The organism is Flintibacter sp. SJQ-8 (assembly GCF_054108085.1).
On the sequence record NZ_JBPJWR010000008.1, the window covers coordinates 20,985 to 34,607 of the forward strand.

The following is a 13,623-nucleotide window of genomic DNA, read 5'->3' on the forward strand; positions in this document are numbered from 1 at the left end:
GTTGGAGAGAATGGGAATGAAGCTTATCATGCTGGGCGCCCCCGGCGCCGGCAAGGGTACTCAGGCTGAGATCCTCAGCGCCAAGCTGGGCATCCCGACCATCTCTACCGGCAACATCCTCCGCGCCGCCATCAAGGAGGGCACCCCCGTGGGCCTTCAGGCCAAGTCCTATATGGACGCGGGCAAGCTGGTCCCCGATTCCGTGATCATCGGCATCGTGGCCGAGCGGCTGGAGAAGCCCGACTGTGCCAAGGGCTTTATCCTGGACGGCGTGCCCCGCACCCTGCCCCAGGCCGAGGCCCTGGACAAGGCCGGCATCGTGTTTGACCATGTGGTCTCCATCGAGATCTCCGACAGCGAGATCGAGGAGCGCATGGGCGGCCGCCGGGTGTGCTCCGCCTGCGGAGCCCCCTTCCACGTCAAGTCCAAGCCCCCCAAGCAGGAGGGCGTGTGCGATGCCTGCGGCGGCGCACTCATTCAGCGGGACGACGACAAGGTGGAGACCGTGCGCAACCGCCTGAAGGTCTATCACCAGGAGACCGAGCCCCTGAAGGGCTATTACGAGAAGAAGGGCGTTCTGGTCCCCGTGGACAATCAGCCCACCATTGAGGCCACCACCAAGGTCATCATGGAGGCGCTGGGTATCTGATGGGATTGGAAATGATCTCTTTAAAGTCGGATCGTGAGATCCAGGCCATGCGCAAGGCCGGGCGTATCACCGCCCAGGCCCGCGCCCTGGCCGGGTCTATGATCCGCCCCGGCGTGACGACCCACGAGATCGACACGGCGGTGCGCCGTTTCATCGAAAGCCACGGAGCCAAGCCCTCTTTCCTGGGTTACGGCGGGTTCCCCGGTTCGGCCTGCATCTCCATCAACGAGGAGGTCATCCACGGCATCCCCGGCCCCCGGAAGCTGAAGGAGGGCGACATCGTCAGCGTGGACGTGGGCGCCTACATCGGCGGCTTCCACGGCGACTGCGCCGCCACCTACCCCTGCGGCCAGGTGAGCGACGAGGCCATGCGGCTGATCAAGGTCACCCAGCAGAGCTTTTGGGAGGGCATCAAGAATGCCCGCAAGGGCTGCCGGGTGTCTGACATCGGCCACGCGGTCCAGGCCTATGTAGAGGCCAACGGCTTCTCTGTGGTCCGGGACTTTGTGGGACATGGCGTGGGCGCCAAGCTCCACGAGCCCCCCGAGGTGCGCAACTATGGCCCTGCGGGCCACGGTCCCCGGCTGTTGCCGGGCATGACCATCGCTGTGGAGCCCATGGTGTGCGCAGGCGACTGGCAGGTGAAGGTGCTCGCCGACAAGTGGACCACCGTGTCCCTGGACGGCTCTCTCACCGCGCACTATGAAAACAGTATCCTGATCACTGACGGGGAACCGGAAGTCCTCACAGTTACTGAGGATGGAGCCTATGTCTGACGGCACGGGCCGCATCGTCCAGGCGACAGCCGGACGAGACAGCGGGGATGTGTTCTTCGTGGTGGGTCAGACCGCCGACGGACGGCTGTTGCTGGCCGACGGGAAGCGCCGAAAGGCCGCCCGTCCCAAGGCCAAAAAGCTCCGCCACGTGCGTCTGCTCCATCAGGAGTTTGACCACCCCGTCATCCAGAAGCTGCAACAAGGAAAACCGGCGTCAGACCGGGAACTGAGACAGGCGCTGGCCGCCTTCAAGGGAGGAATCACGTTTGGCTAAGGACGATATGATCGAGCTGGAGGGAGTCGTCACGGAATCCCTTCCCAATACTACCTTCCATGTGGATATTGGAAACGGCCACATTATCCTGGCACATATTTCCGGCAAGCTGCGCATGAACTTCATCCGCATCTTGCCCGGAGACAAGGTGACGGTGCAGATGTCACCCTATGACCTCACCCGGGGTCGTATCACCTGGCGTTCTAAGTAATTCAAATGGCCGCCAAAGCGCGGCGTCTACGGTAACTATCAACGACCGAATCGCCGGAGCTCTCCCGGAAAGCCTTGCCTTTCCGGGTACGCCCGACGCTCCACCCCAGGCGGCCAAAGGCCGCCACCCGACTGAAAGCCCAGCGAAGCGGGTTTCAGTCGGAGAGGAGGAGCGGGCGTAGTGAACGAGCTTTGGCCGCAAGGCCGAAGCGAGCGATACGGAGCCCGCGACGACGAGGGGCCGTAAGGCATTCATCAGGAGGTTTCAACAATGAAAGTAAGACCGTCCGTGAAGCCCATGTGCGAGAAGTGCAAAGTCATTAAGCGCAAGGGCAAAGTCATGGTAATTTGCGAAAACCCCAAGCATAAGCAGAGACAAGGTTAATTGGAGGTGCTGTAATAAATGGCTCGTATTGCCGGTATTGACCTGCCGAGAGAGAAGAGAATTGAGATCGGCCTCACTTATATCTACGGCATTGGGCGCACCAGCGCCAACAAGATCCTGGCCGAGGCTGGGATCAGCCCCGACGTTCGCGTGAAGGACCTGTCCGAGGAGGACGAGGCCAAGCTGCGCGAGATCATCGGTCACGAGTATACGGTGGAGGGCGACCTGCGCCGGAACGTGGCGATGGACATCAAGCGGCTGACCGAGATCGGCTGCTATCGTGGTATCCGCCACCGCAAGGGCCTGCCCGTCCGCGGTCAGCGGAGCAAGACCAACGCCCGTACCCGCAAGGGTCCCAAGCGTACCGTCGCCAACAAGAAGAAGTAAGGAGGGATAAGCAATGGCTGCTGCTAACACCACTAAGGGCAAGAAAGTTGTCCGCAAGCGCCGCGAGCGCAAGAATGTCGAGAAGGGCCAGGTGCATATCCGCTCTTCTTTCAACAACACCATGGTCACCGTCACTGACGCGCAGGGCAACGCCCTGTCCTGGGCCAGCTCCGGCGGTCTGGGTTTCCGTGGTTCCCGTAAGTCCACCCCCTTCGCCGCGCAGACTGCCGCTGAGACGGCCGCCAAGGCTGCGATGGAGTATGGCCTGAAGACCGTCGAGGTCTTCGTGAAGGGCCCCGGCGCCGGCCGTGAGGCCGCCATCCGGGCGCTGCAGGCCGTGGGCCTGGAGGTCACCATGATCAAGGACGTGACCCCCGTCCCCCACAACGGCTGCCGTCCCCCGAAGCGCCGCCGCGTCTGATCTGAGAAGGAGGTTTTTGACAGATGGCTAGAAACATGCAGCCCATCGCCAAGCGGTGCAAGGCTCTGAACCTGTCCCCCGCCGCCATGGGCTATGCCAAGAAGGACACCAACCGCAACCCCAAGGGTCAGATGCGCAAGAAGCAGTCTGAGTACGCCATGCAGCTGACCGAGAAGCAGAAGGTCAAGTTTGTCTACGGCATCATGGAGAAGCAGTTCCGTATGTATTACGAGAAGGCTGCCCGTATGCAGGGCAAGACCGGCGAGAATCTGCTGACCCTGATCGAGCGCCGCCTGGACAACGTGGTGTATCGCCTGGGCTTTGCCCAGACCCGCCGCGAGGCCCGTCAGCTGACCACCCACGGCCACTTTACCGTGAACGGCCAGCGCGTGGACATCCCCTCTTACCTGGTCAAGCCCGGTGACGTGATCGAGGTCCGGGAGAAGAGCCGCGCTTCCGTCAAGTTCAAGCGCCTGCTGGGCGAGGACGCCCCCGTGGTCAACCTGCCCAAGTGGCTGACCCGCGACAAGAACACCCTCCAGGGCACCGTCGCTGCCATGCCCGCCCGGGACGACATCGACTTCCCCGTGGAAGAGCACCTCATCGTCGAGCTGTATTCTAAGTAATTTCTGTAGCCGAGCCTCTTCGGCCTGGCTGAAGAGGCTCGGCACAACAGACTTAGACCCTCAGATATTGGTGAGCTGAATGAGGCGGCCAGCGCGCCGCCGAGAAAAGGAGGGTATCCTAGCATATGGTAGAAATCGAAAAGCCCCGCATCGAATGCGTGGAAAATCCCGGTGACGCATCCTATGGCAAGTACGTCGTAGAGCCCCTGGAGCGAGGCTATGGCACCACCCTGGGCAACTCCCTGCGCCGTATCCTGTTGTCCTCTCTGCCTGGCACCGCGGTGACCTCCATCAAGATCGCCGGTGTCCAGCATGAGTTTACCACCATCCCCGGTGTGAAGGAGGACGTGACCGAGATCGTCCTGAATGTGAAGAGCATCATCGCCAAGCTGTATTGCGAGGGCGTGAAGACTGTTCACATCGAGGCCTCCGGCGCCTGCAAGGTGACGGCTGGCGACATCAAGGCCGACGCCGACGTGGAGATCCTGAATCCCGACCTCCACATCGCCACCCTGGGCCCCGACGCCACCCTGTCCATGGAGCTGACCCTGTCCCACGGCCGGGGCTATGTCTCCGCCGATAAGAACAAGAACGCTCAGACCGTCATCGGCGTGATCCCCGTAGACTCCATCTACTCCCCCGTGCGCAAGGTGAACTACACCGTGGAAAACACCCGTGTGGGCGACGCCACCGACTATGACAAGCTGACCCTGGAGGTATGGACCAACGGTACCATTGACGCCAGAGATGCTGTCTCCTTGGGTGCCCGCATCCTGTGCGACCACTTCACCCTGTTTACCGACCTGTCCGAGACCATGGGCAACAAGTCCACGGTGGTGGAGAAGGCCAAGAACCAGACCAGCAAGATCATGGAGATGACCATCGACGACATGGATCTGTCCGTGCGCTCTTACAACTGTCTGAAGCGGGCCAACATCAACACGGTGGAGGACCTGATCTCCAAGACGGAGGAAGAGATGATGAAGGTCCGCAACCTGGGCCGCAAGTCTCTGGAAGAGGTCATCAACAAGCTGGCGCTGATGGGCCTGTCCCTGGCCAGCGACGACAGCAACAACTAAAACGCCCGGGGCCTTTTAAGCGCCCCGCGGGTTTTATGGGGACAGGGGCAGAGGTATGTAACGTTCCGCTCTGCTCTGCGGCGCTCCGCCGTCCCGGCTTCGGGCGTCCCCGGCTGGTTTCAGCCGAACTGAACGAATTTGAAGTTGGATCTCGCCACGCGAGGTCGAAGGAGAGTTTACTATGTCTCTGAAGAATCGTAAGCTGGGCCGCACCAGCGATCACCGCAAGGCTATGCTCCGCGCTATGGTCACCTATCTGCTGGAGAACGGCCAGATCAAGACCACCCTCACCCGCGCCAAGGAGGTTGCTCCCGTGGCCAAGAAGATGATCACCCTGGCCAAGGACAACACCCTGGTGTCCTATCGTCAGGCCCTGGGCTTCATCACCAAGGAGGATGTGGCCAACAAGCTGTTCAAGGAGATCGGTCCCAAGTACGCCGACCGGAACGGCGGCTACACCCGCATCGTCCGCATCGGGCCCCGCCGCGGCGACGCCGCCGAGATGGCTATCATCCAGCTGGTGTAATTCCGCGCTTCAAAACCCGTTCCCAAGGGAACGGGTTTTTTCTTATATCCTGAAAGGAGCCGGACTATGAAGATCATTGACGCCCATCTGCATCTCTTTCCCCAGGAGGACTGGGCCGAGCAGACCGCCCAGGGCGTGGGCCACCACAACAGCGTGGACCACCTGCGCCAGGTCTATGGCCAGCTGGGCATGGTCCATGGGGTGGTCATGGGCAACCACAGTCTGGAGACGGGAAAGCACGACTATCCCGCCGACCTGTTCCACTACTGCGTGGGGCTGGACAGCCTGGTGCTGGACCGGGGGCGGAATATCCCTGCGGATCTGCCCGACCAGGTGGAGGAGCACTTAAAGCGGGACAACTGCTGCGGGGTGAAGCTCTACCCCGGCTATAACCGCATCTGGCTGTCTGACGACTGCTATCAGCCCATCTATGACCTGGCCGCCCGGTATGATAAGCCGGTGGCCATCCACATGGGTCTGACCGCCTTCTCCCGGGCCCACCTGAAATATTGCCACCCCCTCGCCCTGGACGAGGTGGCCGCCGACCACCCTAAGACGAGATTTGTCATGTGCCACTTCGGCAACCCCTTTTTAGAGAGCGCCGCCGCAGTAGTAGAGAAGAATCCAAACGTGGCCACCGACCTGTCCGGCCTGCTGGAGGGCCGGGTGGACCTGGACGAATATTTCCGGGTCCAGGCGGGCTACGCCGGGCTGCTGCGCACCTGGCTCACCGCCATCTGCCAGTGGGACGACGTGATGTACGGCACCGACTGGCCCATCGTCAACCTAGGGGAGTACATCCGCTTCATCCAGGGCATCGTGCCCGAGGTGTATTGGGAGAAGGTATTTTTCCACAACGCCAACCGGATCTACGGCCTGGGGCTGTGAGACAAAAAGATCCCCCGGCGAACCGGGGGATTGACAATTTACCAAATCATGTTATACTGTAAATAAGAGAGGGCGCTGCCGGTAGACGGGTGTCCCTCGCGGATTACAAGAAGTAACCGTTGGCTTGGGAGCGTTAGCGGTTACTTCTTTTTATTGTTATAGATATGGACGAACAGATTCAGGACCGCTACGATGAGCTGGCCGATCAGAATGAGATCGGAATATGTCACCATGTCTATCACCTCCTCCCGGAAAAGGGAGGAGAACAAGAAGTATGTAGCTCCTCCCACTGGGAGGGACCACCCGCCTACCGCCACTGGCAGCGCCGCGCCCATATACTGACGGCAGAGCAGTAAATAACTTCTCTGCCGCTTTTTGTTGCCTGAATTTAAATATTGGGATGAAAAGACCCATTTCCGACACGGAATAGTTTCGTGCCGGGAATGGGTCTTTTTATATTTTTTCAGAACTTTTTATAGGAGGAAGCGAGTATGAAGAAACGATTATTGGCAAGTCTCCTGTCGGCGACAATTTTATTGTCCATGACCCCGATGGCCTTTGCCGATGAGGAGCCGGTGGGGGAGGATTTGACTACCCCGACCACCCAGGCCGATGAGGGCAGCGAGGTTGTCCCTGGGGAAAATCAAGAGGTTTTGACTGGTTCTTGTGGTGAGAATGCTACTTGGACGCTGGACGGGGACACCCTGACCATTTCCGGCACAGGAGCCACGGCAGACTGGAAAGACCATGGTTCAGCGGACGATGGGATGCACTGCGGAGCGGAAGCCCATGACGGCGATACTACCTGTGAAAAGGCAAATTGTATGCTGAATCGTCCGTGGCAAAGCTATATCGACAGCATTACGAAAATCGTGATCGAGGAAGGCATCACGGCGATTGGTTCTGACTCCTTCAACGGGCTGACTGCTGTGACTGAGATCGAGCTGCCGGACAGCTTGACGGAAATCGGCATCGGTGCGTTTTGCTTTACGGCGATTACCGAAGTGACGATCCCTGCGAATGTCAGCACGATGGGATATAGTGCTTTCTATGGATGCGGAAAATTGGAAAGTGTATTTTTCGCAGGAAATAAGGTGAGGGAAATTGGTATCTATACCTTTGCAAAATGCTATGCACTGAAAAACCTGGAATTTCCTGAAGGACTCACTGCAATCCGCCTGGGCGCACTTCAGGAGTGCAGAAGTCTGGAAGAACTCGTGTTCCCTGAATCTCTGACAGTCCTGGAGCAGAGCGTTCTGGGCGATTCCTCTGGGAAAGGAACGCCAAATACCACACTGAAAAAGGTCGTGGTAAAGAGTGACGTAGCGATTCCGGGTTTTATGTTCTGCCGGTGTACCGCATTGGAAACGGTTGACCTCAGTGATAAGGTAACTGAGATTGGAGAAAAGGCGTTTTGGGAGTGTACCGATCTTAAGACGGTGGACGGCTTTGATGCTGTTTCGACGATTGGGAGAGAGGCGTTCCAGGGATGCAGCAGTCTTGAGAATATCCAGTTTGGAACGCAGCTGACGACGATTGGACAATTTGCGTTTGACAAAACTGGACTTACGGAAGTTTTTGTCCCTGCAAGCGTTACAAGAATCGACCAATATGGCTTTGCTAATAATGTAAACCTGAAGAAGATCGTGTTTGAAGGGACCGTTGCACCGACGATTGGCGGAAATACGATTACTAATAACCCCCTGCTTGCGGCGGTTGTATTAACAAATATGTCGGATTTCTCGAATTTAACGAGCGACTCTTTTGTGTATTGGAGTACCGACACGAAACAGTTCACGGTATTCTATGTCAAAGATTCGGATGCTCTGACCGCACTAAAAGACAAGCGCACAAGCGGGCATCCCTGTGCTTATGCGGCTGCCGGTGAGGGCGCGGAAGTCCTGAACTGTGAAAAGGGCAAACTGGCGACAGTAAGCAAGATCGACGGCATTTTTGACGGCTGGTATGAAAAAGCTGATTATTCGGGCAACAAAGTGACGGATGCGGCCAATAATCAGTCTTACTACGCCAATTGGGTGGAGTGCAAGCACGACAACACCAAGGCCTACACCGCCTCCGGCAATGTCATCACCGAAACCTGCCACGACTGCGGCCACGTGTTCGGCACCGCCACCCTGACCCTGCCCGAGAACCTGGTCTATGACGGCCAGGCCAAGGCTATCGATGTAACCTACAGTGATAGTTGGAAGTCTGACAAGCTGTCTGTGACCTATGTCCAGAATGGAACCGAGGTCGAGCCTATCAACGCCGGGACCTATAACCTGAAGATCACCGTCGGCGGCGCGGAAGTATCCACGACCATGACCCTGACCATCGACAAAGCCGACTTCACCGTGGCCACGGAGGCCTACGACGGCACCTATGACGGTCAGCCCCACTCCGTCACGGTGACGGCGGAGGGTGCGACTGTGACCTATTCCGAGGACGGGAAGAACTACAGCGAGACGAACCCCGCCTACACCGACGCTGGCGAGTACACCGTTTACTACAAGGCCACGAAGGACAACTATAACGACGTGACCGGCGACTTGACCGTGAAGATCGCCCAGGCCACCCTCACCATCACCATCTCCGCCGACAAGGAGACCCTGACCGGCGGTGGCGACGTGGTTTTGACCGTTATCACTGAGCCTGAGGAGGGCACGGTGGACGTTTCCTGCGACAAGGACGTGGACATCACGCTGAACAAGGAGAACGGCACTTTTACCGCCACCCTGCCCAACAGCAGTGAGAAGTATACGTTCACTGCTACTTATGTTGAGAGTACCAACTATAAGACGGCCTCCGATACCTGCGACGTGGCCGTGACCTACCAGTCCACCTCTTCCGGTGGCGGCGGCGGTAGCCGCAACAACAGCTACGCCGTGTCTACCCCTAAGGCGGATAACGGCAGCGTCACCGTGAACAACGGCACCACCGCCAAGAAGGGCGACACTGTGACTATCACCGTGAAGCCCGACGCCGGTTACAAGATCGACAAGATCACCGTCACCGACAGCAAGGGCAACAGCATCACTGTCACCGACAAGGGCGACGGCAAGTTCAGTTTCACCATGCCCGACAGCAAGGTGGATGTGAAGGCGACCTTTGTGAAGAGCGAAGTCAAGCCCGACCAGCCCAGCAAGACCACCTTCGTGGACGTGCCCGAAAACAGCTGGTACGCCGACGCGGCGGACTTTGTGGCCCAGCGTGGCCTGATGTCCGGGATTGGCGAGAATCTGTTTGGCGGCAGCCAGAACACCACCCGCGCCATGCTGATGACCATCCTGGCCCGCATGGATGGCCAGGACGTGACTGGCGGGGCTACCTGGTACGAGAAGGCCATGAATTGGGCCAAGGCTAACGGCGTGTCCGACGGGACGATGCCCGAGGTGAATATCACCCGGGAGCAGCTGGCGACCATGCTCTATAGCTACGCTAAGCTTAAGGGTATCGATACGACGCAGGGCGGCATGGCTGTCCGTGAGTTCAGCGCCTACGACAGCATTTCCGATTGGGCCGGGCAGTCCATGACCTGGGCCGTGAACGCTGGCATTCTGTCTGGCCGGGGCAATAACACCCTGGCTCCCACAGCTGGCGCCACTCGTGCCGAAATGGCCGTGATGCTCCAGCAGTTTGTCAAGTTGATGGAGAAGTAAAAACAACGATCCCCCAGCGGTTTACAGGCCGCTGGGGGATTGACAAACTTCCAAATCATGTTATACTGAATATAGAAGAGGCGCTGCTCTAGTTTGAGTTAGTCCCTCCCGTAGTTGCATAAGTAACCGCCGGACTGTGTGGGACAGGGGCGGTTACTTCTTTTTGTTTTGCAGAAACAAGTTAATGATACCAACGACCAAAATGCCGATCTGGATCAGATCAGAATACGTGACCATCTGCATCACCTCCTCCCTACAAAGTCGGGAGGAGAACAAGAAGCATGGCCTCCTCCCACCGGGAGGGACCAACCGCCGCCAGAGCAGCGCTTAGGTGTATTATAGCATATTGTGTAGAATTTGGCAAGACGTGGAGTGAACCCTCTCCGCCCCCTGCGGGGGCACCTCCCCCATAGGGGGAGGCAAGGGAGACGAAGGGGACAGGTTGACCTTGGCTCTCCCTGTGAGAGAGCTGGCACGGCGCAGCCGTGACTGAGAGGGCTAAAACTTTCCCCAAAACAACGCGCCTGTGTGGATATTTCCTTGGAAATCCACGCAGGCGCGTTTTTGTGTTTGATTTAAAGCCCCAAGATCTCGGTGGCGATGGCGAAGTAGATGAGCAGGGACAGGGCGTCTACCACGGTAGTGATGAAGGGGGCGGCCATGACGGCGGGGTCGATGCCGATCTTCTCTGCCGCCATGGGCAGGGTGCAGCCCACGATCTTGGCGCAGACCACGGTACACATCAGGGTCAGACAGACCACCAGGGCCACGGACACGGTGACCTGGGGGTTGTGCATCAGCATCCGGTCCACCAGCATCATCTTCACGAAGTTGGCCCCCGCCAGACACACGCCGCACAGCAGGGCCACGCGCAGCTCTTTCCACACCACGGCCAACATGTCGGAAAACTCCACCTCGCCCAGGGACAGGGCGCGGATGACGGCTACCGACGACTGGGAGCCGGAGTTGCCGCCGGTGCCGGAGAGCATGGTGATGAAGGACGTGAGCACCACGCAGGCGGCCAGGGCGCTTTCAAAGTGGGTGATGATCATGCCGCTGAAGGTGGCCGACAGCATGAGCATCAGCAGCCAGGGGATGCGGGAGCGCCAGGTCTCGAACACGCCGGTCTTCAGATAGGGCTTGTCGCCGGGCAAAATAGCCGCCATCTTCTCGAAGTCCTCGGTGGCCTCCTCCTCCATAACGTCCATGGCGTCGTCGAAGGTGATGATACCCACCAGGCGGTTCTCCCCGTCCACCACGGGCAGGGCGGACAGGTCATACTTGGAGAACATCTGGGCCACGTCCTCTTTGTCCTCGTGGGTGGTGACAGAGATGACGTTGGTCTCCATGATGTCTTTTATCTTGGTCTCGTAGGGGGAGAGCAGCAGGGTCTTTACCGTGACCACGCCCAGCAGCACCCGGTTCTGGGTGACATAGCAGGTGTACACCGTCTCCTTGTCCAGACCGACTTTTCGGATGCGGGCGAAGGACTCCTCCACGGTGGCGTTGGGGTGGAGATAGATAAACTCCGTGGTCATGATGGAACCGGCGGAGTCCTCCGGGTATTTCAGCAGCTGGTTGATCTGGCTGCGGGTGGAGGCGTCGGTGTTGCGCAGGATACGGGAGACCATGTTGGCGGGCATGTCCTCGATGATGTCCACGGTGTCGTCCAGATAGAGCTCGTCCAGGACCTCCCGCAGCTCCTTATCGCTCAGGGCGTTGATGATCTTCTCCTGGTCCTCGCTGTCCTCCAGATAGGTGAACACGTCGGCGGCCACGTCCTTGGGCAGCAGCCGGAAGACCACCACCTGCTGGTCGGGCTCCAGCTCGTCCAGGAATTCGGCGATGTCCACCTCGTTCATCTCGTCCAGGTGGGCCCGCAGGGCGCGGAACTGCTTGGTCTTCACCAGCTCCAGCAGCAGCTCCTCGTCATAATTTTCGTGCATGGGGGTTTTTCCTCCTTCCTTTCATGAAAAGGAAGCAGGGCGCAAAAATACCGCGGGACAATATCGTTTTAGCAACGTGGGAATCCGTTCCCCTCGTCTGTGGACGGAAGAAACGGATTGCCACGTCACCCCGTTGGGGTTCCTCGCAATGACAGGATGCTCGCCGATATTGTGCCGCTTTTCAGGGGGTGACAGAGTGGGGACACAAAGGGGGCCCGTCCAGCTCTGCCGCCGCCCGCTCGCAGCAGCGCGCCTGCTCCCGGTGACGACTTCGGCCTTCCATTTGGTTCCCACATCCTTTCCCGCTTAGACAAGCAAAAACTTTTGGCTAAGACCAGCAACGCTATTTTAGCCGCTTAAAAATATTATAATCCCCTTCCCCGGGGTTTGCAAGCCGGGGAAGGGGAAAAACGCGCAAAATCTGTGTGTGGTTTGGGTAAAGCGGCCCGTCAGCCCACGGTGACGGTGGCAGAGCGGCCCACGATGTTGATGTAGGACGGCCCCACCCCCAGGCGCAGGGGGTTCCCGGCGGCGTCTAAATAGGTCATGGGGCTGCTGTCGCTGCTGCGGGACCAGGTGATGTCCTGCACCCGCCCGTCACAGAAGAGCTGACCGGAGCCGGTGCCCGTGGTGCGCACGGACTGGCGGCCCTTGTCGTCCCCCTTGATGGCGGACACGTCGGTGCGCAGCACCAGGACGTTCTTCACCTGGACCTGCTCCCCGGTGTTGCCGTCCACATAGGCCGAGCCGTATTCCGACACCCGGTAAAGCCCGGCCTGGGCGTCGTAAGTGAACACGCCGGTCTTATAGTCGGAAAAGCGCACGGACACGGTCTCCGCCGGATCGCCCGAGGCGGTCTCCCCCTCCATCAGGAAGGAGACGGGGTAGGAGAAGCCGTCTTTATGCTCCAGACGGATGCCATAGGTGGGCAGCAGATTTTGAATGGTCTGGCCGGAGGTGAGGACGGAGTGCTCCAGGCCCATGGTCTTTTTCCGGGTCTTGTCCCGCCAGAACAGGGTGCCCTCGTAGGGGCCGTTGACGCAGTCCAGGGCGGTGACGCCCATGTTTTTGATGGCGGAGTAAGCCTGGGGGCTGCCCCCGGCGTGGAGAAACACCGCATCGTGGCCCCGGGCCAGGGAGACATAGTAATCCCGGGCCGAGCGCACCGAGCCTAAGTCGCCCACGCCCTCCACCGACTGGAACACCGCCATCATCCGGGTGATGCCCCCCTCGGCGGGCAGCTCATAGATGAGGTCGGCCTGGGACACCCCCAGCTGGGGCAGGGCCTTTTTCAGGTTGTTGAGCATAATGGCCACGGGCCGGGCACCCGCCAGATCCACGGCGCTGCCCTCCCCGGTGAGGGGGTTGGTATAGGGCAGGACGGGCTCGGGTTCGGGCTCCGGTTCCGGCTCCTCCACGGGGGCGATGACGGAGACGGACGGCTCATCCGGCATGGAGGAGGACGCGGCGGGGGAGTCCCCCTTTCCACAGGCGGACAGCAGACCGGCTGTCAGGACCAGAGAGAGCAGCAGGGCGAGGGGCTTTTTCATGGCGGGGGCCTCCCTTTTCATCCGATTTGCGCCGGGGCGCAGACGAGGTTTTGCTCTGTCTTCTATCATACTGTCCCCGGCGGCGTTCTGTCAACCGAGACGGCGAGACTTGACGGAAGAAAATGAATGAAAAAATGCAATTCTCACGCCTCCGGCGGTTGACAGGTGGGGGAGGAGGTGCTATAGTTCATTTGTACAATTACATTAGGGCGCATTAAAAAACTGTTAAAAAACCGTCAAAAAACAC

General features: G+C 59.2%; 14 protein-coding genes. 12 read left to right on the forward strand and 2 right to left on the reverse strand.

The genetic code is table 11. The features are described from left to right. Positions 1-16 precede the first annotated feature (16 nt). From ACSAMP_RS04900 to ACSAMP_RS04955, 12 genes are all read left to right on the forward strand, one after another. Positions 17-649 (forward strand): adenylate kinase, encoded by a 633-nt coding sequence (locus ACSAMP_RS04900; RefSeq protein ID WP_457799843.1) that lies wholly within the window; start codon positions 17-19, stop codon positions 647-649. An 11-nt stretch (positions 650-660) separates the two neighbouring features. After that, positions 661-1,425, forward strand: a complete 765-nt coding sequence (gene map / locus ACSAMP_RS04905) for a type I methionyl aminopeptidase (RefSeq protein WP_441796806.1) — start codon at positions 661-663, stop codon at positions 1,423-1,425. Continuing rightward, the gene (locus ACSAMP_RS04910) at positions 1,418-1,699 is read left to right on the forward strand and encodes a hypothetical protein (RefSeq protein ID WP_441796772.1); all 282 of its coding nucleotides are present in this window, start codon (positions 1,418-1,420) and stop codon (positions 1,697-1,699) included. The genes map and ACSAMP_RS04910 overlap by 8 nt, the downstream gene beginning before the upstream one ends. Then, positions 1,692-1,910, forward strand: a complete 219-nt coding sequence (infA, locus tag ACSAMP_RS04915) for a translation initiation factor IF-1 (protein ID WP_020989775.1) — start codon at positions 1,692-1,694, stop codon at positions 1,908-1,910. Before ACSAMP_RS04910 ends, infA begins: the two co-directional genes overlap by 8 nt. Before the next feature lie 270 nt (positions 1,911-2,180). Next, positions 2,181-2,294, forward strand: coding sequence for a 50S ribosomal protein L36 (gene rpmJ, locus ACSAMP_RS04920; RefSeq protein ID WP_008982609.1), 114 nt, complete (start codon positions 2,181-2,183; stop codon positions 2,292-2,294). Positions 2,295-2,312: 18 nt separating this feature from the next. Continuing rightward, on the forward strand, positions 2,313-2,681 hold the full coding sequence (gene rpsM / locus ACSAMP_RS04925; protein WP_147563690.1) for a 30S ribosomal protein S13: 369 nt from the start codon (positions 2,313-2,315) through the stop codon (positions 2,679-2,681). Between the two features lie 13 nt (positions 2,682-2,694). Then, positions 2,695-3,102, forward strand: coding sequence for a 30S ribosomal protein S11 (rpsK, locus tag ACSAMP_RS04930; protein WP_147563691.1), 408 nt, complete (start codon positions 2,695-2,697; stop codon positions 3,100-3,102). Positions 3,103-3,125: 23 nt separating this feature from the next. Then, positions 3,126-3,728 carry a 30S ribosomal protein S4 gene (gene rpsD, locus ACSAMP_RS04935; protein WP_441796771.1) on the forward strand — a complete coding sequence of 201 codons (603 nt, stop codon included), beginning with the start codon at positions 3,126-3,128 and terminating at the stop codon, positions 3,726-3,728. A gap of 125 nt (positions 3,729-3,853) precedes the next feature. After that, on the forward strand, positions 3,854-4,807 hold the full coding sequence (locus ACSAMP_RS04940) for a DNA-directed RNA polymerase subunit alpha (RefSeq protein WP_457799716.1): 954 nt from the start codon (positions 3,854-3,856) through the stop codon (positions 4,805-4,807). A 181-nt stretch (positions 4,808-4,988) separates the two neighbouring features. Further along, positions 4,989-5,333 (forward strand): 50S ribosomal protein L17, encoded by a 345-nt coding sequence (rplQ, locus tag ACSAMP_RS04945; protein ID WP_457799717.1) that lies wholly within the window; start codon positions 4,989-4,991, stop codon positions 5,331-5,333. A gap of 66 nt (positions 5,334-5,399) precedes the next feature. Then, a complete protein-coding gene (locus ACSAMP_RS04950) occupies positions 5,400-6,221 on the forward strand; it encodes an amidohydrolase family protein (RefSeq protein WP_457799718.1) in 822 nt (273 codons plus the stop codon). A 491-nt stretch (positions 6,222-6,712) separates the two neighbouring features. After that, a complete protein-coding gene (locus ACSAMP_RS04955; protein WP_457799719.1) occupies positions 6,713-9,880 on the forward strand; it encodes a leucine-rich repeat protein in 3,168 nt (1,055 codons plus the stop codon). Positions 9,881-10,455: 575 nt separating this feature from the next. Here the strand turns inward: ACSAMP_RS04955 and mgtE are convergent. Together mgtE and ACSAMP_RS04965 are read right to left on the reverse strand one after the other, a co-directional pair. Then, positions 10,456-11,826, reverse strand: coding sequence for a magnesium transporter (gene mgtE / locus ACSAMP_RS04960; RefSeq protein ID WP_441796767.1), 1,371 nt, complete (start codon positions 11,824-11,826; stop codon positions 10,456-10,458). A gap of 449 nt (positions 11,827-12,275) precedes the next feature. Beyond that, complete coding sequence (locus tag ACSAMP_RS04965; protein ID WP_457799720.1) at positions 12,276-13,376, reverse strand: DUF3048 domain-containing protein; 1,101 nt, start codon at positions 13,374-13,376, stop codon at positions 12,276-12,278. Positions 13,377-13,623 lie beyond the last annotated feature (247 nt).